Below are 20,219 nucleotides of genomic sequence, written 5' to 3'. Positions count from 1 at the left end.
ACTATTGGGATAATTCCCGAACCTTCCTGATATTTCCTTCATCGCCCCGACGCTCATCGACCGGTGTCTCGCAGATAAACGGCAGGTCACGGAACGCTGTGTGGCACAGGATGCGGCGGAAGCCTTCCTCGCCAATGGACCCCATCCCGATATGCTCGTGTCGGTCAAGCCCGCTCCCCCGCTCCCCTTTGCAATCGTTTAAGTGGACAGCTTTTAAGTTTCCAAAACCTATCACATCATCGAACTGCTCCAGCGTACTCGTCAGCCCATCACTTGTCCGCAATTCATAGCCGGCGGCGAATGCATGGCAGGTGTCAAAACAGATGCCGATCCGGTTTTTTTGTTCGATGCCATCCATGATCGACCGGATGTGCTCAAAACTACTCCCCACGCTGTTCTTCTCTCCTGCAGTGTTCTCCAACAGGAGCATTGCATGGGTATCGCTGAATCCGAGCGCTTTATTGATTGCGGCAATCACCCGCTTCCTCCCGCCCGCGATCCCGTCACCGAGGTGATGGCCGAGATGGGTGACAAGATACGGGATGCCAAGGCAATCGCATCGCGCCAGCTCCGCCGTTAATGTCGATACTGATTTTTCATACACGTCCTCCTTTGGCGAAGCGAGGTTTGGGAGGTAGGGCATATGATCGACCGGGATCAACCGGGATAACCGGATCTTTTCTGCAAATGTAGTACAGTCGATGCCAGTGAGGGGTTTATATTCCCAGCCACGGGGGTTCCGCGAGAACATCTGGAAGGTGTCGCACCCAAGCCCTGCAGCACGGTCAACTGCCTGGTCAAGCGAGCCGGCAATTGAGACATGGACGCCGACTTTTACCATCACTCCACCTGCCTTCTTGGGGTTACCATCAAGATCAAGGTACGATCCTGTGGGGTATTAGGAAGTTGTGGCATATCACTCTGCGTACCCATGCCCCTGCAATGGGAGGGTTTTCTCCCATGTTCTAATATACAAGGGAAATACCGGGAGATTTTTTTAGCGATGGAGAAAAAGGGAGGGGGGAAGGGTTCAGGAGCGGGCTCTTGTCCAAATCACTGAAATAAGGGCAAGGGCACCGATAACGGCTGCGGGAAACGGGACGCCTGATTTTGTGGGTGCCGGCACAGTTGTGCCTGCAGCTGAGGGCGGCAACGGTGTCAGGGCTTCGTCCGGCCGTGTTGTTGTCGCAGTCCGGATATTGACCTGCCCGGTGCCGATTGGCGGAACGATACCTATCACGTATGTCGATACAGCCTGCGGGCCGGTCATGCCGGCTTTACCGGGACAGATCTGGGCAGCTGCCTGCCCGGCAATAAATTTCACGTTGACACTCGACCCGTCGTTCCGGCCGTTATACACAAGCGATTCGCCGGGTTTGAGGGTTTTTTCCGCCACAGTAGTGCCGGAGCTCTTTACGGCCAGCTCTGCCTGCGATGCTGTACAGACGGTGCCGGTGCATGCGGTGCAGTCCGGTACCGTCTCGGCAACGATCGCATAATCACCGATGAACGGTGTATTAACCGTTCGGGGGTCTCCGATAAGTTCAGTAACGAACTCTTCGTTCGGGCGGGAGCCATATAATTTCGCGAGCGTTATCCACTGGTCGCCCGCACCGCCAATGCTCGTGGCGACTGCTGTGTCTCCAACTTTAAACACGGAAAAAGCTGCAGCATCCGGCACGGTTCCGGTAAGGCTGGACCGGGCCATCGGCGTCCACGAACAGACGGGATCCTTTCCCGCGGGATATTCACACCCGTACTGCACGGGGTTTTTTATCGTGAGCGTGTTCTTTGCCGTATTAACGGTCGATACCTCTCCTTTGCAGGTGACCTCAAGGATCACCGCAGTTACAGGTGCCATGATACAGCAGAGGGCGAACGCTGCGATTAGTACGCCACATATGAATGTCTTTGTTCTCATAGAATGCCTCATGCCCGATACGCAACCTCCTGTTTTTGGAGTGCTGCACGGTTCCTGAATCGTTACATCACCCTAACACCATAAAAAGGGCGTGGGTCTGCGGGTGCAAGGGCAGGTGGCAAAGAGTTTGTCTTGATGCATTAAAATGTCACAAGCAGGTTACCCACAATTAACCTGTATTTTTATTATATTCCTGCTGGCAATCCCGCCAAGTGACCACTTTCTCCTTTAAGTCACGTCATGAAACGATGGGGGGAAGATAAAAATAAGGCAGGTCAGGAATTGCACGATTTGTCCTGCATGCGCCCGATCCACAGGACGGCGATGAAGATGAAAATCCCCATCATTATGATCGCAAGTCCCTGCGGCTCATCGCCATACGGCGGCATGTACATGACATAAATGCCGTTTGCGACCATGAACAGGGCAATGAAAAACGTTATGACCTTTAAGATTGCTTCCATACTTGCGCTCCTATTGTAATACGAAGTACTCACGATACAGGGTAATAAGAGCTTTGTTTCACCAGCACAAACCCGCCGCCATTACCAAGCCGGGCTCTCGTGCTACGTCTCAGGAGACAGACTCCTTGGTTCCTGCAACCGTTGTCAGGGCAATACTACCCAATCTCATACCCTTCTAAATCTCTGAAAAGTGTACGATGCATGAGGTGTCGTCAACCAGAAAAATTATCGCTCTGCATCAAGGGTATGCCGGGTCATATCCCTAGTTCGTCCAGGTACGGCATCAGGGCAGTGATATACACCAGTGCCGGGATTGCGGGATTGGCGGAGATCTCGGCGACGTTAATAATTTCCACCATTACCGGGTCTGCCTGCATGACCTGCTGGAACGCGGGGTCGTTTTCCTGCACAAAACGGAGGAACTCCTCCGCCCGGACATAGGGGCGCTCGAACGCTGGAACGTCGCGGTACTGGTGGATTACAAGTTCAAGGGACGTGTTGCGGGCAAGCTGCTCGTTAAAGAAGAGGTAGACACTGATGCCATACGTTCCGACAGCTGCAGCGAGTTCGCGAAGGTCGATCTTCTTTCCGGGAACAAACCCAAGGCTCCCGAGTTTTTCGGCAGGGGTTTTACCGGGGAGCATGCGGTAGGTGTCCGTCGTCATTCTATCAAGCGTGTGGCATGAACCCTTGTATAGATTTGGGTTTCTTATAGACGAGTCTGCGCTGCACGGTTCCGAACCCTGCGATATCGCAGGGGCAGGGGATCTGTAACCCGCCGGACTGGACTTTTACATTCTGTCACTACATTTATCGCCATACCATTCAGATATTCCACGTAACCATGGGGCTTAAATCAGACCTTGCCGGGAAAGTACCGGCCGACCTGCTCCGTACACTCTCCGACAGGTTCGAAGTCATCGGGGATGTTGCGATCCTCACCATCCCCCACGAGCTTGATCCTTTTAAAAAAACAATCGCCGCAACACTTCTTGCCCGTCGCAGGAACCTGTACACGGTGCTCAATAAGGTTACAAAAGTCAGCGGAAATGCCCGGACTGCCCGGTATGAGTTCCTTGCCGGCGAGACTACAGTCACACTCCACCGCGAGTTCGGTTTTGAGTACCGCCTCGATGTCGGTAAAACCTTTTTTTCCAGCAGGCTTGCATATGAGCGGAAACGGGTGACCGACCAGGTACAGTCTGGGGAACGGGTGCTTGTCCCGTTCTGCGGTGTTGGACCGTTTGTGATACCCGCTGCTGCATTTGGAGCGAGGGTTGTCGCCATCGAAAAAAACCCGGTGGCGTTCCAGTGGCTATTAGATAACATATCTCTCAACAAGGTGTGCGGAAACATCAGCGCCATTCCGGGGGATGCCTTTGATACATCTCTGTTCCCACACGACGACTTTGAACGTGCAATAATCCCGACACCCTACGGGATGGATACAATTCTTGACTGTATCGCCCCTGTCGTGAAACGCGGAGGTAAGATCCATTTCTATACCTTTAAAAAGCGTCACCAGATCCCAAAACTCCTTGAGGATTTCAAAGGACGTCAACTATTACCACTATTCTATCGCTCATGCGGTAATGTGGCGCCAAACGTGAGCCGGTGGGTTTTTGACTTAAAAAAAGGTCCGGCACCCTAAAATTCACATGGGTGCTCATGGTTCTTTTTTTAAAACAATCCACTCTCCTTTACCCGCACTCCTGAACCTGATGAGCACATATGTCCCTGTAAAACGCTGCCCGTAGAGCACCACCTCAATCTTGTCTTCTGACCATGCGACATTCCGGTACGTCCCTTCATCTGCAATCTTTACCTCCCCGGCGCCGTACTCGCCTTCAGGAATCGTGCCCTGGTAATCGATATAGGAAAGTTCATGGTCTTCTGTCTCAATTGCCAGCCTTCGGTCCTTTGGCTTTTCCGGGAGCCCTTTTGGAACCGCCCAGCTCTTCAGCACCCCGTCCTTTTCCAGCCGCAGGTCGAAATGGTGGTAGCGTGCGGAGTGCTCATGGAGTACAAACCGGATCGGGGTAACCCCTAGCATTGCAGATTCTGGTTTTGAATTCATATGCAGGATATCGCTCCTATAATCCTGACCCTCAGCGCCGGAACGTTGTGACTGCCTGTGCCTGCCCAAGCACGTGGCCGGCCATCGCCATGTCGATGCTGTCACGGCCTGCGGTTGGCATTGAAATCTCATTATCGAGGGCATACAGCGTGAACACGTACCGGTGCGCCGGCCCGGGGGGAGGGCAGGGCGGGAAATATCCCCGGTTTCCCGCAGAATTGTCGCCGGACCGGGCACCGTTTGCAAGCACTTTAGCATTCGGCTGTCCCCGATCGATCTGCCGGATCTGAGGGGGTATGTTATAGACAAGCCAGTGGGTGAACGTTCCCGCGGGAGTGTCCGGATCATCCAGGATAAGGACAAAACTTTTTGTTCTCTGCGGGGGATTGTCCCATGAGACCGCAGGAGACTCGCTCGCACCAATGCAGGTGTATGCCTCCGGTAATACTGCGCCCGGCACAAGGCCGTCAACACGGACGGAGAAACTCCCTGTCCCGGTTACGGAAATGGTTTGCAATGGCTTCAAAACTGCCTGCGATTGCACCGGAGATGGTGATGAGGGAATTGGTTCGGTGCAGCCGCAGAGCAGGAGAGCCGATATGAAACAGAGCATAAGGATAAGATAAACCCGGAGTTTCATGATCGACATTGGGGGCGTCTTAAACGATAAGCATAACGGAGAATACAATCCGTTGAGAGAGAAAAAGATTTAATACGTTGTTATTTTGGAGCGAGCTCGATCTGGATGCCCCCCATTTTCCCAGCAAAAAAGTTGTACAGGAATGCCATGATCGCCCCACATATAAACCCAAAGATGGCAAAGACGATCGGGAATATAACGATTGTAAGGAACCCGAATGCCTCGAAACCGGGCATGCCTTTTGAGAGCCCGACTGCAGCACCCATCAGTGCAAACATAATCCCGTAGAAGAGACCAAACACAATACCAAAGAGGGCGTGGATCTTTGCCCATGACATGATGTCTATGCTTTTGATTTCCTGCATCTTCACACCTATAATCTGATTTTAATCAACACTCATAAAAAGTCTTTCGAATCTGCCTTTTCTGGCAAATCCGGCAAAAAATTGCGAAACTTAAAAAAAATAGTTACAGAATAGTCTGGGTTTCCACCACGAGTTTTGCTTTTCCCATGGAAAGTCCGAGAAAAATGCTGATGATCCCAAAGATGAGTGCATAGACTCCAAGCACGATAACAAGAGCATACGCACCAAAAACCGGCGTCAGGATAAGGACGATTGCAAACACGATGGCGATGATGCCGGAGAGGGCAAGCAGGGCGCGGTGCGGGGCGGTTTTACTGGAGAATGCAAGCCCGAGCTCCGAGATGCCGGTGATCAGCGCCCATGCCGCGATAAGAATCGTGATCGTCATGGCGATGATGAGCGGCATGAGCAGCGCAAAGATTCCAAGGATAATCCCGAGAACACCGGTCGTGATCAGGAGCCATCCGGGAAGCTCGGTCTTCTCAGACGAGATGCCGACACCGGCATTCATAATACCTGAGATGATTGCAAAAAAGCCAAAAATATAAACAAGAAAATCGAGGACAAATTTCGTTGTAAGGATTGCAAGCAAGCCGAAGATTACCGCGACGATACCCCTCATGGCAAGGGACTTTCTGTCAAATATACAACACATGCATTCCACACGTACCACCTAAAGGGAATCGGCTCAGGGGCTGATAGGTTTTTGGATACATCAGAGGGAGGAAAAAAAGGGATGATTATTGTTTCCGGTACAATGCTGCTATACAGCATGCAAGGGCGAGCCCTGCAATGGCGACAAACAACGGTAGCGAGGATTTGGCAGTAGTCGGCGATGCTCCTGTGCAGGGTTCCTCCCATTCCCTCAGGCACTTCTGCTTTGGCTCGCACCATGTGTATCCCGCGGAGCCGATGCAGCCATGGCTGTCCCGGTCGGAACCGGGCATCATCGTGGTTGTTGCTTCCGGGGAGGGTGTCCCCTCAGCAGTAATGGAGAACTGGGTCTTTGTGTAGATATCATCAACACCCGGCAGGGCAAGTGCGTTTGAAAGCGCCTCTACCGCTGCCTTGTCAGTAACGCTGCCTTTACCGGTGAAATTGAAAATGACCGCGCCGGTATTGGCATTGACAACCTCTCCCGAAAAACCACGGGTGGTTATCTGGAGCTTGTTGTCTGCACCCGGGTTCTGCACAAAGACATAGTATGTCGCTGCCGGAAAACCGGCGGTGGCATATGTCTTTGAGTACTTCCCGTCGGCGTTAACCGGGACGGTGGTGACGTTGATATAGTTACCGGCAAAGATCCAGATTTGTACCTCATCTGAAGGACCGGAGGAAACACCGGAGATCGTGATTGGCTGACCGGCAGTGATAGCAGGGGCTGATACGGTTGCCGAAACATAAGGTTGCGTTGCCTGCGCGGCTGCGGTTGTCATTACCGTTGTCGTCTGGGCTGCGAGCCCTGATACCGGAAGAACTGCCAGCACCGCCATCACAAGGATTGCGATCAGGGTGAACTGGAAGCAGGTTTTTGGTTTCATACTGATGTGGATGGGCGGGATAGGTAATATGATTAATGGTATGCATTGCAGGTGCAGGGATTGAACCACGCGGTTCGATGACATAATCTGTACTATTATGGCAATATATGCCTGCACCTGTGCGAACCCTTATGCAGATGCACTGTGCACACGTGCGCAGGGCACCACTCAACAAGGGAGAATACGATGAAAACGAAATTGATATCCATGCTGGGGGCCTGCCTTCTCCTGCTCTGTGCAAGTATCATGCCGGCAGTCAGCGCAACCCCTGCAACCGGAGGGTTGCCGGATCCTGCAGCCCCGGTGAAGTTAAACGAGAACCCGAATGCGATTGCTGCAGTCAAAACTGCAACCGCATATCTTGCCGAGCTGGGAAAAGCCCGCATGGACGTTGCGATCCAGTGCATCGGTGAAATCAGTGCCAGCGGTGCATTGACGCTCACCGGAGATAAAACAGCGTTTGTATCATCAGCAGACAGCGTCCAGTCCGCCACGACGGTGGAGGGGGGTCAGAGAAGCCCGCAGCCAGATGAAGACTGCGGCAGAAACGTTCAGGGCCGATACCAGAAGTATTAAACGGGCCAACAACGGGTCGGTACGCGACCTGCGCACGAGCATCAATGTATCGATTCGGGCAGATGCTGCAGCACTCGAGGCGCTGAAGAACAGCGCATGGGTCAGCCGCGAGACCGCACGGATGGGCATATTTGAGAGAGATGAGAACCGCCGCAACAGCGTGCTCGCAAACCTGACAGCAAAAGGCATCGATGTATCTGCAGCGCAGGATATCGAGGGGTAGATCCAGCAGCAGGACGCTTCACTTGCGACCGGATTTGCCTCCCATGACAGGGAAGCAGTAAAAGCCGCAAACGGAGAGCTCAAGGAGCTCAACAATCAGTTCCGGGAGACCGCAAAAGGATACCGTGACAGCTTCAAGAAGAAAGTCAGGGAATCCCGCGGGAAGAACACCGCAAACGGACAGGTGATGGTTCCGACAAACTCAACCGTCACGCTGAACCAGGCATCCCTGTTAACCTGTATCCCGCAATGCCAGCACGTCCATTACGCATCTCAGGAGATAATGAGCGTACGGTTCCGGACATGTGAACCGGAACCCCATCACCCTGTTTTTTTGTAACGCCGTGCGCTATCTGGTTACCTGCCAAGGTGCACCAGCCCTTTTTTGCACGATATGATCTGTTCTTTCAACGCCCGCGCGGCACCGCTTATATCCGGCTGCCCTACAACAGCAGAGATCACCGCAACCCCGTCAGCTCCTGCCCGTATGGCATCACAAACATTGTGCATACCGATGCCCCCGATGGCAATCAGCGGGAGTTCCGTTACCGCCCGGATCCTTTGAATGCCGTCAATGCCACAGAAACCGATGGCATCCGGTTTTGAACCGGTTGGAAAGACCGGACTTACCGCAAGATAATCTGCACCGGCAGCCGCTGCTTCTTTTGCCAGCACCGGGGTGTTGACTGAAACACCAATGATGAACCCGGCCGGCGCTATCTGCCTGGCGGCTACAGCGGACATGTCGTCCTGCCCAAGGTGCACCCCGTCCGCTCCACAGGCAATGGCTGCGTCCAGCCGGTCGTTGACGATGAACAGGGTATCGGTCCTCCGGGTCACTTCCCGTACACGCCTGCCGGATGCGATCATCTCCTTCGAGCTGCATGTCTTGTCCCGGAGCTGCACGGCATCAGCCCCCCCCTCAATGGCAAGGCGGGCAATTTCCTCGTGAGAACGCCCACGGGAAAGCGGGGTGTCCGTGATAACGTACAGGTTGAAATTCATATTTTTTGAGCCGACCTGACCCGTGCGCCCGTTCCAAGGTATTCCGGACTCATTGCGGCAAGCTCGTCAAACAGTGCCGTCCTGAATGAATATGGCCCGGCAGCCCGGGTCGCAGCCGCTTCACCGGCAAGCCCGAATGCTGCAAGCGCTGCTGCCGATGAGATGACGTAGTCATCAGAGACCGCGGCAAACGCACCCGCAAGTGACGCCGCCATACAGCCGGTACCCGAAAGCCTTCCCATCATCTCATGCCCGTTGTCGACCTGCAGCACTCGCCCGCCATCGGTCACGATATCGGTTGCACCGCTGACGACGACAATGATGCCTGAATCATCTGCAAATGCCCGTGCGATTGCAAGTGCATCCCCGCCAGACCCGTCCGAATCAACACCCCTGACCCTGCCTCCTGCACCGGCAAGCACTCCAATCTCGCCCGCATTTCCTTTCAGCACCGCGACATCAAGCCGGTCAAGGAGTGTCCGGGCTGCATCCGTCCGCATACGTGTCGCCCCTGCACCGACGGGGTCAAGGATGACAGGGATCCCCCGTTCGTTTGCCCTGCTCCCGGCCTCCTGCATGACACTGACCTGCGGCTTTGTAAGCGTCCCGATGTTGAGCACGAGTGCGTCTGCCATTGCAACCATCTCACATGCCTCCTCCGGTGCCTCTGCCATCACCGGTGCTGCACCGATGCAGAGCGTGATGTTGGCACAGTCATTGACTGTCACGTAGTTGGTGATATGATGTACAAGAGGGCGCCTGCCTTTGAGCACGGCAAGCAGGTCTCCAAATGTTCCGGGATTTAATGGTTTGAAATCCATTTCAAACCTAAGATATTCACGCATGATTAATCAAAGGTAACGGCACATTGATACAAGACATACCATTTTACAAGGGCTTATATGATACCCAGTTTTTTGAGTGCCAGCCCGGTGAGCCCGTAAGCAAGAGCAAAGGTAACAACGGGAGGGAGAAACTCAAGAACCTTGGCAAAATTCCCGGTTACATACGCCAGCGCAAGGATATACAGGCCGTACAATACTCCGGCAGCGATGGCTGTGATGCTTAAATAAAACAGGACTACTGCGATTACTCCGTACTTCACCAGATTATCCATTCTCATGCACTCCCATGGCTCGGCACAAAGCCGTTGTCCCCGGCTGTATTACCCCATCATTCGACATACTGGGCAAGCACCTCTGTGTACAGGATTTTCACATTCTGCGCGGTTGAAGCCATAACGGGAAACCCGGTGTACGGCTGCGACTCTGAAACATCCCGGGAAAGGTCGAGACGGTACTGGCTCCGTGACAAAAACCAGCCCTTCTGCTGGTAATAGGACGAGAGATATTCCTGCTCGGTCTGGCCTGGTGTCGGGACAAAGAGCCCGTGCCTTTTCTGCACTTCAGCAAGCTCCATCATTGTAGTATAACCAGACCGGCAGATCACGAATTTTGCTCGGTTGAGAAGGGCGATCTTCTCTTGAGTATCAGCATAGCTCAGGATGGTGGTGTCCGGGTCCGGGCATGCCATGGTTCTTCCGCCCGGGCTACCCAGCAACACCATTTTGGATCCGGGGATGTCCGGAAGACTGGGGAGGACGATCTGCTCAAAGATGGTCCTCTGGGGCTCAGGTCCCGAGATGATGATCAGGTAGTCAAGGTCTTGTGCCACCTCCATCCTGCGGGCTGTGGCAAGGATACCGGCAAAAAAAATTCTGTCCCTTGAGGAGGCAAGGAGTGGGCGGGAGAGCTTTCCGGCAAGCGATCCGGAGCCCGGCGGGTTGTCGGGTACGATCACACGGTCAAAACGGGAATGCAGCTCCCGGTTGAGGAGGAGCGCAAACAATTCGACAGGCCAGATCAACGCGGGGAAGTGGAAATGGAGCTGGTGGGTGACAAACAGCGAAGGCACCCGATCGGAATATACGCCGAGCCGGTTATCGCTGATGATGAGATCGTAATTATCTCTATCCAATATGCGGCCAAGAGCTTTCCGCTCTGCCGCAAGTGCACGCAGCAGGAGCGGCAGATACGCACAGAACTTGGGGAGGAAAAGACTGCCGGTGCTGTATGGAGCCGGATAATCCGGGAAATCAAGGAATTGGCAGTCCGGAAACTCCCTTTTAAGGGCAGACAGCGCATTGCCGCATGCAGCAATAGTGACGTCATGTCCCCGTCTCCTCAGTTCGTGGATGACGGGAATGTCCCGCGTTGCATGGCCCAGTCCCCAGTTCAGTGGCGATATCAGGACACTTCCCATGATTTGAACACAACTCCCGTGTGTGAAAGGTGGGGTGCCGGGGTCATTAAAGGCGCGGACGCTGATTCCGGCAAAACGGGACCATTTCAGACCCCGTCGCCATACATTCAAGAGCTTTCCGACAAAAAATTATGAGAAATGCACTGTACCAGTCTTTCCCGTGCGGGAGGCACCCGCGCCCACCCTGTCCTGCGGTTGATCCGGTTTACGGCATACGGGCCGCTCTTTCTGCTCACCGGCCTCTTTGGCGCCCTGCTCACGCTTGCCCCCATTGACGGGAAAATTATCGTGCTTGAGCTTTTTATTGCCACGTCCGCTTCGTTCGGTTTTGTCCTCAATGACATCTCCGACAGAACCCTTGATGCAAATGAACCCAACCCCCGCAACCCGCTGGCGGACGGTACCTGCCCGCTTACGTCAGCTTACGTGGTCTGCGGCCTGCTCCTTGTCGTATCCCTGATTTGTCTGTTACTACTTCCCCTTCCCCTTATCATTCTTGGTGGACTTGAACTGTTCATCTTTGCCACCTATTCTGTCGGGATCGAGGTAAAAAACATTGCAGGACCCGACCTGGCCTATCACGGGCTGTTTCCCGGCCTGTACGCCGTAATGGGATACATGCTCTACGGGTCGCCTGACTGGACCGGCGCCCTCTTTTTTGTGCTTGTGGTTATTTTTGGTGCAGTCGCAGAGATTTTCAACGAGATCCGGGACCTTGAAAAGGACCGGCTTGTACGAAAAAACTTCGTGATTGTTGCAGGGAAGAAGCGTGCATTTATGCTCACGCTGGTACTTCTCGCAGCGGCACTGTGCACCACGGCACTGTTTGCCCTCTTCCACCCCCCGTTTTACTGGCTCCTTGTGTTCATCCCGTCCGGGCTGCTGCTCATGCACCCGGTCTGGCGGGCGATGCATGATCCCCGGTATGAACCCATGTTTGTGCCCGCCATCAACTGTCGCGCCATCGCCATCACTCTTGCCATGGTCGCAGTGTTTGCGGTTCTACGGCTGTAACCCCGTGTCTTGGCATTGCAGGAAACTCCTGCATCAGCAAGAGCAGAGTCATTTTTTTGTAAGGCCCTTGATTTTCTCTGCGACAGCATCCCCGAACTCACGGGTTCCGGCAGTACCCCCGAGATCGGCGGTCCTGGTGCCGCCAAGAATGGTCTGAAGTACTGCTGTCTCGATCATCGCTGAGCCCTTATGATCCCCGCAGTAGTCCAGCAGCATCGCAGCGCTCCGGATCGCCGCAACGGGGTTGGCAATATTTTTCCCTGCAATGTCCGGGGCGCTGCCATGCACAGGCTCGAAAAGGGCATACCGGTCGCCGATATTCGCGCTGGGCACAAGCCCCAAGCCGCCAACGAGGTAAGAGGCAACATCAGAAAGGATGTCGCCGAAGATGTTGGTGGTCACGACGACATCGTATGCAGCAGGGTGCTGGAGGATGTCCAGCGCGAGGGCGTCGATGTATTTCTCATTGTAAGGGACACCTGCGGATATTGTTTCTGCGATGCAGATATCGCGGAAAAAGACGTCCGACTTGATCACGTTCGCCTTGTGCCCGATCGTCAGGAGCCGCCGGGTCTTTGTGAGCCGGATCGCTGTCCGCGCTATCCGTTCCGTTCCCTTCCGGGTTACCACCCGCAGCGTTGTTGCACGGTCAGTGTCAGCCTCCTCGATCCCGGAATAGAGCCCCTCCGTGTTCTCCCGCACGATCATGATGTCAAAACCCTCGCCCTTCACCGGGCGGAGGTTTGCATACAGGTCGAGAGCTTTCCTGATGCGCAGAACCACGCTCTGGTAGTCCTTCATCGGGGGGGTGGTCACTGCCCCGAACAGTACCGCATCCGTACTTTTTAACGCCGCGATCTCATGGTCATTGCATGGGCAGCCGGTCTTCTCCCACCTGCCGTACCCCATCTCCACGCTGAAATACTCATATTCCGGATGGAGCAGTTCCAGCACCTGCCGGGCTACCGGGATCACTTCGTGCCCGATACCGTCACCTTCAGCGACTGCGATTTTTTTCATGCTCCTTCCATCCATTTACGAGCGCGCTGACCGAATCTGCGATCTGCCGGGGTGACGCCCCCCAGTGCACGACCGCACCGTATTTCCCGTTGTACCTGCCAACACCTTCCCGTTCAGACCGGCAGCAGCGGGCGATGAACGGCTCCTCTTTTGCCTCTGCAAGCGGGCAGATATTGAGCAGTTCAACATCTGTGCCGTAACACTCGCTTACCAGCTGCGAACCGGTCAGGCACCCGGCAACCCGCTCGCCTCCTTTAACCGCATCCGCATCAAGGGTTTTTGTAAATCCTGCTGCACGGCAGGGATACACGTCCGCCTTCACCTGCGCAAGGTCGAGGATATGGTGGCAGAAGGCAACCTGCAGTTCACCAAACAGCCCGCATGCTTCAAGCTCGCGGACACAGGAAGAAAGGGACGGCCGGGGCGGACCTGCATCATACACATGAACACGCAACAGGCCGGACAGGTCCGGGTCGAGCACGAATATCATATGCTCATCAAGCCCAAAAAAGAGCGTGCACCGGTGACCGGAATCAAGCGCGAGCTGGATAAGCCGCGCCCGGTCATGGAGCTGCACCTTCCCGGGATACCGGTACACTTCGCGGGTATGTGCGATGACCTTTGAGGAGAGAATGCGGCGCATAATGCCTTTTGTACCGGTTTCAAGGGCAACTTCGAGGATCTCGTGGCTATCGCCCACCGGGCGGACGAGATATTGGCTCAGGAAATAGACCTTGTCGCCGCAGGGTTTTGTCGATGCAAAGCCGACCTGCCTGCACTGCTTTGGAAAGATCACCGCTTCACCTTCCAGTACTCCACAAGACCCCCGGCATGCAGGATATCAAGCATCCGGGGCGAGAGCAAGGGGACCGGCCTGCGATTCCCGCCGGATTCCACCCAACCCGAATTGAGGTCGAAGCGCACCATGGTTCCATCAGGACACGAAAGGTCAGATTCAATCAGGGGGAGACCGATATTGATTGCGTTGCGGAAAAAAATACGGGCAAAACTTGGTGCAACTACCGCAACAACTCCAGCCTCTTTCAGTGCAATTGCAGCCTGTTCGCGCGACGACCCGCAGCCGAAGTTCCGGCCGGCAACTATGACAGCTCCTGAAAGTCTCGGGGCAATGGATGGATCAAGATCCTCGAAGACATGGGCTGCCCAGATGCTCCGGTCCTTTGTGCGCAGGTAGCGCCCTGCGATGACAACATCGGTATCAATGTCAGCCCCGAGACGGACTGCATGCCCGGCACCCCGCATCAGGGCACCCCCGGTTCGGTGATCTCGCCCTCAAGCGCAGTTGCCGCTGCAGTTGCCACGGATGCGAGATAGATCTCCCCGCCGACCCCCATCCGGTTTTTAAAGTTCCGGTTCGCAGTTGAGAGACAGACCTCTCCTTCGCCCAAAACGCCCATGTGGGCACCAAGGCAGGGGCCGCAGCCGGGGGTCCCGATCGTGCATCCTGCATCGATGATATCGGTCAGCACCCCGGTCCTCACTGCTTCGCTGAGTACCTGTCGCGACGCAGGGACGACAATGGTGCGGACAGCGACCCGGTTCCCTTTCACAACCCGGGCGAACCGTGCAAGGTCTGAGTACCTGCCGTTGGTGCAGGTGCCGACAAACACCTGGTCTACAGGGAGGCCGGCAAGGTCGTGCACCGGCCGGACGGTATCCACCCGTGGCGGGAGGGCAATAAGGGGGACAACATCCGCAAGGTCGATTTCCAGTTCCTGCACGTATGTGCAGGTCTCCTGAACCTGTGGTGCTGCTGACAGGCCATACCGTTCAAGGTAATCCATGGTTATCCTGTCGGCATAGAACATCCCTGTTTTTGCCCCTGTCTCTACTGCAAGGTTGCAGAGCACGAGCCGGTCGTCCATGGAAAGCCCGCCGGTACCATCCCCGACGAATTCCAGAGCCTTATACGAGCCCCCGTCCATTCCGAGCCGGTTCACGTACTTCAGTGCAATGTCCTTTGCTTCTGCCGCACCCAAAAATTCCCCTTCAAGCCGGACCGCGATCGATTCGGGCACCCGGAACCAGGTCTCCCCGGTCAGCCAGATCGCAGCCATATCTGTTGCGCCGACACCGGTCGCAAACGCACCAAACGCTCCCGTAGTGCAGCTGTGCGAATCGGCTCCGACTACCACTTCGCCGGGCAGGACGACACCCTCGCTCATGCATTGGTGACATATGCCCTCACCGATATCGGAAAAATGCAGAAACGAGCCCTTTGCAAACTCACGCAGCTCGCGCTGGAGCGTTGCTGTCATCGAATTGTTTGCAGGGACAATGTGGTCGAATATCACCGAAAGGCGCGAGGGATCAGAGAGCCCTTTGGAACCCATGTTCTTCCAGGCTTCAAACGTGAGCACGCCCGTGCCGTCGTGGACATAGGCACGGTCAACCTTCCTGTCAACGTACGCTCCTGCCGGTGCACCAAGGATCCGTTCCGAGAGGGTACCCATCTATACCTTCTCCTCCTTTGCATTCCTGATCAGTTTCTTCAGAACGTCAGGGGTTACAATGCACTTCTCCTCAGAGTGCTTTTTGACCTTCTCCAGCACCCGGCAGATCTGGGGCTCGGTCAGTTCGCACCCCATTGAGGAAACAACGTGCTCGAGCGCCTTCTTCCCCGTATGCTTGCCGAGGATGAACCGTCGTTCGCCCCCGATAAGCTCCGGGGAGAAATGCTCGTACGAGTGGGGGTCATCGAGTATCGCCGCGATATGGATCCCGCTCTCGTGTGAGAACGCCAGTTCGCCGACTACCGGCTTGTTGCGGGGCAGACGGATCCCCGAGTACTGTTCGACTTTTTTCGAGAGCGCAACCAGGTGTGAAAGGTCATACCGGTCCACGCCGCCGCTCATCCGCAGCGCGATGAGCACTTCCTCAAGCGCCGCGTTACCGGCCCGTTCCCCGATGCCGTTGACTGTGGTGTGCAGCTGGAAAGCGCCGGCCTCTGCCGCAGTGATCGTATTGGCAACTGCGCAGCCCATGTCATTGTGGCAGTGTGCGCAGAGCGGCCGGTTGACCGTTTCAACAAGGTCTGACATGACCCGGTACATTTCAAGCGGGGTTAAGCAACCCACTGTGTCTGCAAATGAGAGGAGGTCCGCGCCGTGCTCCGATGCCCGGTGGTAGACCTCTTTTAAGAATGCAAGCTCCGTCCGTGACGCGTCTTCCGCGGCAAACCGGACCGCCAGCCCGTGATCATGGGCGTAATCGATAAGAGGAAGGGTGTCGGCAAGGACCTGCTCCTTTGGCTTGTCCTTGAACTTGATCCGCATGTGGAGGTCGGAGGTTGCGATGAAGATGCTGACCATCGCAACACCGCAGTCAATCGCCGCGTCCACATCAGACTGTTTCGCCCTGGCAAGGCAGCATATGCGCGAATCAAGACCGAGGCCGGCAATTGTCTTAACGCAGTGCTTCTCATTCTCGGATACCGACGGGAACCCCGCTTCGATCACCTCGACCCCGACCTCGTCCAACATACGGGCAATCTCAGTTTTCTCTTCACAGGAGAACGAGACGCCGGGCGTCTGCTCGCCGTCCCGCAGGGTTACGTCACAGATCTCAACATTCCACGGTTTCATGATGGCATCCCTCAGGGCACTGCCCTGAAACGATCAGGACCCCCGGCTTTTTTGGGGGCACGATATGCTCCCGTAACCGGATGATCTCGTCAGCCCGGCAGATGACCGGGTCTGCCCACGCAAGGTAGCGGTTAAGGTCATAGACAGGCTGCCCGCCAGTCATTCCCATCCGGTCATTCTTCAGCACGATACAGAGGAGGGGGAGGCCCTTCTCGTACACATCGATGAGCGCGTTGATGCCGGAGTGAAGGAGCGCGTAATCACCCAAGAGCGCCACCTTTGTGCTCTTCGCAGCAACGGCCACCGATGAACCCAGCGCATAGCAGGCCTTCCCAATCCTGTAAGGGGGGTTGCCGGCAAGGACCGCACAACCCATGTCGCAGATGACCGGCATCCTCCGTTCCTTCAGGATCCCCGGGACGGATTTAAAGGGGCAGTCCCTGCAGAACGTGCGGCAGAAACCGCGCCGGGAAAATGTCTCAGGAGTTTCAGGTGCCTCCGGCGGGTTCACCCATCGGTGCTCCCTGACAAACGGTCTGCCGAGTTCCCGGGTCTGTGCAAGGGCCTGTGCATCGTTTGAGGGGGGGTATACGGTCACTGCGTGGGAGTCCCCGTCAGCTGCCCCCACACCCACAATTCCCCCGCCCCATAGGTTAAGGGTGGATTGCCGGGACCAAGGCCACATCCCCGCAGCAGCACGGTCTGCTGCCTGTGCCCTGCCCCGCATTGTCAGGTCAGGTGAAGCAAGGGCCCCGCTCCGTCTCTGGTGGGGTGCTGCGTGTGTTTCAGTCACCTCACCCTCGATAAGGGGAGAGGTGACCCGGACGATGGCGACCCGCGAGAACCGTTCCGAGGCCTCAAACGCGGCACCGATTGCAGGACTGCAGGTCCGGGCATCCGGTTCGATCACCGGGACCTGCGCGAGCTCGCCAAAGTACCGGGAGTCCTCGGTGTTCTGCGATCCTCTGGCGAGCACGTCGTCCCCGGCTATGATCACTACTCCCGCCAGCAAACCCTGCGTGGTCGCGTTGATAAGCGGATCGGCGCAGACATTCAGGCCCACATTCTTGATGATGACCGCGGCGCGACGGCCATCAAGGGAGTCGCCCAGTGCATACTCAAGCGCTACCTTTTCATTGATCACAATTTCTGCACCGGCGCCGGTCGAGATCCCGGTCACCGGATATCCCGGGACCGCGTAAAACCGGTCCCCAAAGCTTTTGAGAGCTGCCGCGATTGCTTCGGCGCCTTTCATGCATCCCTCCCGGGCACAAGGTCGCAGCCCGTGCAGCAGGTGCACATTGTCTGTACCTGCCGGGTGTCAAGTTCTGCTGCATCCAGCGCCCGCTCGTGCATCGCAAAGACCGCGTTCAGCCGTTCCGGGGACGGGCGGGGCATTGCGGAAACCCCGGCGACCGGGTTTAAGGGGCGCAGTACGGGGATGATGCCACGCACGGTGAGCCGCCGTATGCACTGTTCCATCTCATCATCGGTCTCGCCGAGCCCGATGATCACGTTGGAAAAGACCTTCCCTTTCCCGAAGAGCTGCACCGAATCCTCAAGCACGCCATATATCATGTCGTATTCAAGGTCCGGGCACATCCTTGCAAAGAGCGGGGCGGTCGCAGCCTCGATATTGAATTTCACCTCAACGACACCAAGTTCATGGAGCCGGGCGGGCGTCTGATCGGTGGGGTATATGGATACGCCGATGGGTAGGCCAAACGGCAGGAGCTGGCGGATTACTTTGAGCACGTACTCCTCCTCATCCCCGATGCTGGACAGGACACCGCTTGTCAGCGAGATCGCGCTGACCCGGTCACGCACCGCCTCCACCATTGCCACGATCTCGCCGATGCTCTTGCGCTGTCCATGTAAGTCCGGGACCGGGCAGTACCTGCAATGGAAGATGCACGACCCCGTGACAGTGATATACGCCTGGTTCGGGCAATGGAGCCCGGGCTCCTCCAGCCTCCCGCTCACCTGTGTCGTGCCGATAAAGAGGTCGGCGACACCCCCGCCGCGGTGCACTACCTCCACATCGCTCATCGGGTCGAGTGAAAGACGGACCCGGTGTCCACCCATCGAAAAGAAGACCGAACCTTCCCCGCCGGCTCCTGGTCCCGCTGCCGACCGGGTGATGAACCGGTCTGCGGGTTCGCCGGACAGCCGGGCTGAGCCGGTTGCAAGCGCCTGTGCTTTCAGTTCCTTCCATCGCATAACAACAGCGCCTCCTCATACTTTGTAAAGAACGGCAGGGCAGCAACCGCACCGATAATCCCCCTCCCGTCAATAATGACTTTCAGCTGGTCATCCCTGATGCTTCCCAAAAGCCCGGGCTGTACTTCGCCCCGTTTCACTTTCCTGCCGAAATCGAGGAGTTGCGCTGACGGGGTGAATCCGGAATAAGTTGCCATGCCGGTCTTATCCGAGAGCGTGTACCGTTCCAGCAGCTGGTGGAATTTCCGGATGAGACGGTCGGGTTTTGTTGTCGCAAACTCGGCGACGAGACTGACACAGTTCTTTGTCCTGTACGGTACGGGAAAGAGCTGGACGATCGTGTGCGAGAGGTAGACGGAGTGCTCATCCTCAACCGCTTTTGCAATGTTGTGGACAAGTGTCCATGTGGCCCCTGCCTCTGGTGTATCGGTATCGTCAACACCGATCAGGAGCCGTTGCCTCCGGGGGAGCCAGACCGTAGAACCGGCAACTTTACCTCCACCTGACGGGTCCGTCCGGTTCCGGATTACCCCTTTAGCATCGGAACGGCATGCTGCCGCCCCCACACCCCCGCCACCCATACCGATATACGTGACGGCAATCTCCCGGTCGTCAACAACAACAGAGGAGATCCCTGCCGGGAACTTCGACCCTTCCAGTGCAAGGTCGGCGGTGCCCTGCCGGAGCAGGTACCTCATTGTCCCGCCGACACACCGTACGGACCCGACAAGCGGGCTTTGGGCATAATGGTGTGCTGACCACTTCGCCCCCCCTACACAGTCAAAGAACTCGATCAGTTCCACACGCGTACCGGTCGTGTCCGCCACAGCTACGATCTGCGGGTAATGGATCACGTAGGGTTCAGATAGGTCCCCCATGCATCCCCTCCGCCCCGATCCCCTCGTTGCCCCACAGGTCCGGACCAGATGTACCGGTCCTACCCGTTCGTGCATCCCTGTCCGGAGATCCGGTATCGAGAGCAGCTGCTTCCCGATCCGCTTCCTCCTGTATCAGGGTGATCATGTTATTACCGATTGTTTCGTTAACAGGATAATCGGTAATAACAGTATTTATTCTGATCGATTGGTGGAAGAAGACCGGGAATTGATTTTTAATTTCCTCATTTTTTCAGATCGTTTTTTCAGATCGTTTTTTTCAGATCGTTTTATTCTTCCCTGCCCGGAAAACAGTAAACCCATGGAAGCAGGTTAAGAAGTGTAAACATTAAACCAGCAACAAATGGTGCCTGATACCTGATCCCGTTATGATAACGTGAAAGGATAATGA

At 55.8% G+C, this 20,219-nt stretch carries 26 protein-coding genes; 4 read left to right on the top strand and 22 right to left on the bottom strand.

Annotated features, from left to right (window positions below; genetic code table 11):
* Position 1 precedes the first annotated feature (1 nt).
* From OS112_02895 to OS112_02880, 4 genes are all read right to left on the bottom strand, one after another.
* Positions 2-841, bottom strand: a complete 840-nt coding sequence (locus tag OS112_02895; GenBank protein WAC05591.1) for a deoxyribonuclease IV — start codon at positions 839-841, stop codon at positions 2-4.
* Between the two features lie 189 nt (positions 842-1,030).
* Complete coding sequence (locus OS112_02890; GenBank protein WAC05590.1) at positions 1,031-1,921, bottom strand: hypothetical protein; 891 nt, start codon at positions 1,919-1,921, stop codon at positions 1,031-1,033.
* A gap of 275 nt (positions 1,922-2,196) precedes the next feature.
* The gene (locus OS112_02885) at positions 2,197-2,385 is read right to left on the bottom strand and encodes a hypothetical protein (protein WAC05589.1); all 189 of its coding nucleotides are present in this window, start codon (positions 2,383-2,385) and stop codon (positions 2,197-2,199) included.
* A 254-nt stretch (positions 2,386-2,639) separates the two neighbouring features.
* Positions 2,640-3,050, bottom strand: coding sequence for a hypothetical protein (locus OS112_02880; protein ID WAC05588.1), 411 nt, complete (start codon positions 3,048-3,050; stop codon positions 2,640-2,642).
* Positions 3,051-3,229: 179 nt separating this feature from the next.
* Between OS112_02880 and OS112_02875 the strand changes: the two genes are divergently transcribed.
* The gene (locus tag OS112_02875) at positions 3,230-4,036 is read left to right on the top strand and encodes a hypothetical protein (GenBank protein ID WAC05587.1); all 807 of its coding nucleotides are present in this window, start codon (positions 3,230-3,232) and stop codon (positions 4,034-4,036) included.
* 15 nt (positions 4,037-4,051) lie between these two features.
* Here the strand turns inward: OS112_02875 and OS112_02870 are convergent, their stop codons facing one another.
* The 5 genes from OS112_02870 to OS112_02850 all read right to left on the bottom strand — a co-directional run bounded on the left by OS112_02870 (position 4,052) and on the right by OS112_02850 (position 7,008).
* The gene (locus tag OS112_02870) at positions 4,052-4,462 is read right to left on the bottom strand and encodes an ATP-dependent DNA ligase (GenBank protein WAC05586.1); all 411 of its coding nucleotides are present in this window, start codon (positions 4,460-4,462) and stop codon (positions 4,052-4,054) included.
* Between the two features lie 31 nt (positions 4,463-4,493).
* Entirely contained in the window at positions 4,494-5,102 is a 609-nt protein-coding gene (locus OS112_02865; protein WAC05585.1) for a YbhB/YbcL family Raf kinase inhibitor-like protein, read from the bottom strand.
* Positions 5,103-5,182: 80 nt separating this feature from the next.
* The gene (locus OS112_02860; GenBank protein ID WAC05584.1) at positions 5,183-5,467 is read right to left on the bottom strand and encodes a hypothetical protein; all 285 of its coding nucleotides are present in this window, start codon (positions 5,465-5,467) and stop codon (positions 5,183-5,185) included.
* Between the two features lie 103 nt (positions 5,468-5,570).
* Positions 5,571-6,140, bottom strand: a complete 570-nt coding sequence (locus OS112_02855) for a DUF308 domain-containing protein (protein WAC05583.1) — start codon at positions 6,138-6,140, stop codon at positions 5,571-5,573.
* Positions 6,141-6,207: 67 nt separating this feature from the next.
* Positions 6,208-7,008, bottom strand: coding sequence for a hypothetical protein (locus tag OS112_02850; protein ID WAC05582.1), 801 nt, complete (start codon positions 7,006-7,008; stop codon positions 6,208-6,210).
* Positions 7,009-7,194: 186 nt separating this feature from the next.
* Between OS112_02850 and OS112_02845 the strand changes: the two genes are divergently transcribed.
* A complete protein-coding gene (locus tag OS112_02845) occupies positions 7,195-7,584 on the top strand; it encodes a hypothetical protein (protein ID WAC05581.1) in 390 nt (129 codons plus the stop codon).
* The gene (locus OS112_02840) at positions 7,538-7,807 is read left to right on the top strand and encodes a hypothetical protein (GenBank protein ID WAC05580.1); all 270 of its coding nucleotides are present in this window, start codon (positions 7,538-7,540) and stop codon (positions 7,805-7,807) included. Before OS112_02845 ends, OS112_02840 begins: the two co-directional genes overlap by 47 nt.
* Before the next feature lie 356 nt (positions 7,808-8,163).
* Here the strand turns inward: OS112_02840 and thiE are convergent, their stop codons facing one another.
* The 4 genes from thiE to OS112_02820 form a co-directional block, all read right to left on the bottom strand.
* Entirely contained in the window at positions 8,164-8,811 is a 648-nt protein-coding gene (thiE, locus tag OS112_02835) for a thiamine phosphate synthase (protein ID WAC05579.1), read from the bottom strand.
* On the bottom strand, positions 8,808-9,632 hold the full coding sequence (gene thiM, locus OS112_02830) for a hydroxyethylthiazole kinase (GenBank protein ID WAC05578.1): 825 nt from the start codon (positions 9,630-9,632) through the stop codon (positions 8,808-8,810). The genes thiE and thiM overlap by 4 nt, the downstream gene beginning before the upstream one ends.
* Before the next feature lie 77 nt (positions 9,633-9,709).
* Positions 9,710-9,928, bottom strand: a complete 219-nt coding sequence (locus OS112_02825) for a hypothetical protein (GenBank protein ID WAC05577.1) — start codon at positions 9,926-9,928, stop codon at positions 9,710-9,712.
* A 56-nt stretch (positions 9,929-9,984) separates the two neighbouring features.
* Positions 9,985-11,073, bottom strand: a complete 1,089-nt coding sequence (locus OS112_02820) for a glycosyltransferase (GenBank protein WAC05576.1) — start codon at positions 11,071-11,073, stop codon at positions 9,985-9,987.
* 138 nt (positions 11,074-11,211) lie between these two features.
* On the opposite strand from OS112_02820, the gene OS112_02815 reads away from it, so the two are divergent.
* Positions 11,212-12,087: a UbiA family prenyltransferase gene (locus OS112_02815; GenBank protein ID WAC05575.1), complete on the top strand. Its 876-nt coding sequence runs from the start codon at positions 11,212-11,214 to the stop codon at positions 12,085-12,087.
* Positions 12,088-12,135: 48 nt separating this feature from the next.
* Here OS112_02815 and OS112_02810 read toward each other — a convergent pair whose 3' ends face one another.
* Genes OS112_02810 through OS112_02770 form a run of 9 tightly spaced genes read right to left on the bottom strand, consistent with a single transcriptional unit; the run spans position 12,136 to position 19,955 of the window.
* Positions 12,136-13,107, bottom strand: coding sequence for an isocitrate/isopropylmalate dehydrogenase family protein (locus OS112_02810; protein ID WAC05574.1), 972 nt, complete (start codon positions 13,105-13,107; stop codon positions 12,136-12,138).
* Positions 13,085-13,903 carry a hypothetical protein gene (locus OS112_02805; protein WAC05573.1) on the bottom strand — a complete coding sequence of 273 codons (819 nt, stop codon included), beginning with the start codon at positions 13,901-13,903 and terminating at the stop codon, positions 13,085-13,087. The genes OS112_02810 and OS112_02805 overlap by 23 nt, the downstream gene beginning before the upstream one ends.
* The gene (locus OS112_02800; protein WAC05572.1) at positions 13,900-14,370 is read right to left on the bottom strand and encodes a 3-isopropylmalate dehydratase; all 471 of its coding nucleotides are present in this window, start codon (positions 14,368-14,370) and stop codon (positions 13,900-13,902) included. Before OS112_02800 ends, OS112_02805 begins: the two co-directional genes overlap by 4 nt.
* On the bottom strand, positions 14,370-15,581 hold the full coding sequence (locus OS112_02795; protein ID WAC05571.1) for an aconitase/3-isopropylmalate dehydratase large subunit family protein: 1,212 nt from the start codon (positions 15,579-15,581) through the stop codon (positions 14,370-14,372). Before OS112_02795 ends, OS112_02800 begins: the two co-directional genes overlap by 1 nt.
* The gene (locus OS112_02790; GenBank protein WAC05570.1) at positions 15,582-16,712 is read right to left on the bottom strand and encodes a homocitrate synthase family protein; all 1,131 of its coding nucleotides are present in this window, start codon (positions 16,710-16,712) and stop codon (positions 15,582-15,584) included. It lies immediately after the preceding gene.
* Positions 16,693-17,967, bottom strand: coding sequence for a thiamine pyrophosphate-dependent enzyme (locus OS112_02785; GenBank protein ID WAC05569.1), 1,275 nt, complete (start codon positions 17,965-17,967; stop codon positions 16,693-16,695). Before OS112_02785 ends, OS112_02790 begins: the two co-directional genes overlap by 20 nt.
* Complete coding sequence (locus OS112_02780) at positions 17,964-18,932, bottom strand: radical SAM protein (protein WAC05568.1); 969 nt, start codon at positions 18,930-18,932, stop codon at positions 17,964-17,966. Before OS112_02780 ends, OS112_02785 begins: the two co-directional genes overlap by 4 nt.
* Positions 18,914-19,810, bottom strand: coding sequence for a DUF1743 domain-containing protein (locus tag OS112_02775; protein ID WAC05567.1), 897 nt, complete (start codon positions 19,808-19,810; stop codon positions 18,914-18,916). Before OS112_02775 ends, OS112_02780 begins: the two co-directional genes overlap by 19 nt.
* The gene (locus tag OS112_02770; protein WAC05566.1) at positions 19,794-19,955 is read right to left on the bottom strand and encodes a hypothetical protein; all 162 of its coding nucleotides are present in this window, start codon (positions 19,953-19,955) and stop codon (positions 19,794-19,796) included. The genes OS112_02775 and OS112_02770 overlap by 17 nt, the downstream gene beginning before the upstream one ends.
* Positions 19,956-20,219: the final 264 nt, after the last annotated feature.

The organism is Methanoregula sp. (genome assembly GCA_026625165.1).
Lineage (GTDB): Archaea > Halobacteriota > Methanomicrobia > Methanomicrobiales > Methanospirillaceae > MVRE01.
The sequence above is the reverse complement of the archived record's forward strand: the minus strand, read 5'-3'. Positions and strand labels throughout refer to the sequence as shown.

Excerpts from the sequence above, each read along its gene's own strand:
- OS112_02895 (WAC05591.1), bottom strand. The coding sequence starts at position 841 with ATGGTAAAAGTCGGCGTCCATGTCTCAATTGCCGGCTCGCTTGACCAG.
- OS112_02890 (WAC05590.1), bottom strand. The coding sequence starts at position 1,921 with ATGAGAACAAAGACATTCATATGTGGCGTACTAATCGCAGCGTTCGCC.
- OS112_02885 (WAC05589.1), bottom strand. The coding sequence starts at position 2,385 with ATGGAAGCAATCTTAAAGGTCATAACGTTTTTCATTGCCCTGTTCATG.
- OS112_02880 (WAC05588.1), bottom strand. The coding sequence starts at position 3,050 with ATGACGACGGACACCTACCGCATGCTCCCCGGTAAAACCCCTGCCGAA.
- OS112_02875 (WAC05587.1), top strand. The coding sequence starts at position 3,230 with ATGGGGCTTAAATCAGACCTTGCCGGGAAAGTACCGGCCGACCTGCTC.
- OS112_02870 (WAC05586.1), bottom strand. The coding sequence starts at position 4,462 with ATGAATTCAAAACCAGAATCTGCAATGCTAGGGGTTACCCCGATCCGG.
- OS112_02865 (WAC05585.1), bottom strand. The coding sequence starts at position 5,102 with ATGAAACTCCGGGTTTATCTTATCCTTATGCTCTGTTTCATATCGGCT.
- OS112_02860 (WAC05584.1), bottom strand. The coding sequence starts at position 5,467 with ATGCAGGAAATCAAAAGCATAGACATCATGTCATGGGCAAAGATCCAC.
- OS112_02850 (WAC05582.1), bottom strand. The coding sequence starts at position 7,008 with ATGAAACCAAAAACCTGCTTCCAGTTCACCCTGATCGCAATCCTTGTG.
- OS112_02845 (WAC05581.1), top strand. The coding sequence starts at position 7,195 with ATGAAAACGAAATTGATATCCATGCTGGGGGCCTGCCTTCTCCTGCTC.
- OS112_02840 (WAC05580.1), top strand. The coding sequence starts at position 7,538 with ATGAAGACTGCGGCAGAAACGTTCAGGGCCGATACCAGAAGTATTAAA.
- thiE (WAC05579.1), bottom strand. The coding sequence starts at position 8,811 with ATGAATTTCAACCTGTACGTTATCACGGACACCCCGCTTTCCCGTGGG.
- thiM (WAC05578.1), bottom strand. The coding sequence starts at position 9,632 with ATGGATTTCAAACCATTAAATCCCGGAACATTTGGAGACCTGCTTGCC.
- OS112_02825 (WAC05577.1), bottom strand. The coding sequence starts at position 9,928 with ATGGATAATCTGGTGAAGTACGGAGTAATCGCAGTAGTCCTGTTTTAT.
- OS112_02820 (WAC05576.1), bottom strand. The coding sequence starts at position 11,073 with ATGGGAAGTGTCCTGATATCGCCACTGAACTGGGGACTGGGCCATGCA.
- OS112_02815 (WAC05575.1), top strand. The coding sequence starts at position 11,212 with ATGCACTGTACCAGTCTTTCCCGTGCGGGAGGCACCCGCGCCCACCCT.
- OS112_02810 (WAC05574.1), bottom strand. The coding sequence starts at position 13,107 with ATGAAAAAAATCGCAGTCGCTGAAGGTGACGGTATCGGGCACGAAGTG.
- OS112_02800 (WAC05572.1), bottom strand. The coding sequence starts at position 14,370 with ATGCGGGGTGCCGGGCATGCAGTCCGTCTCGGGGCTGACATTGATACC.
- OS112_02795 (WAC05571.1), bottom strand. The coding sequence starts at position 15,581 with ATGGGTACCCTCTCGGAACGGATCCTTGGTGCACCGGCAGGAGCGTAC.
- OS112_02790 (WAC05570.1), bottom strand. The coding sequence starts at position 16,712 with ATGAAACCGTGGAATGTTGAGATCTGTGACGTAACCCTGCGGGACGGC.
- OS112_02785 (WAC05569.1), bottom strand. The coding sequence starts at position 17,967 with ATGAAAGGCGCCGAAGCAATCGCGGCAGCTCTCAAAAGCTTTGGGGAC.
- OS112_02780 (WAC05568.1), bottom strand. The coding sequence starts at position 18,932 with ATGCGATGGAAGGAACTGAAAGCACAGGCGCTTGCAACCGGCTCAGCC.
- OS112_02775 (WAC05567.1), bottom strand. The coding sequence starts at position 19,810 with ATGGGGGACCTATCTGAACCCTACGTGATCCATTACCCGCAGATCGTA.
- OS112_02770 (WAC05566.1), bottom strand. The coding sequence starts at position 19,955 with ATGATCACCCTGATACAGGAGGAAGCGGATCGGGAAGCAGCTGCTCTC.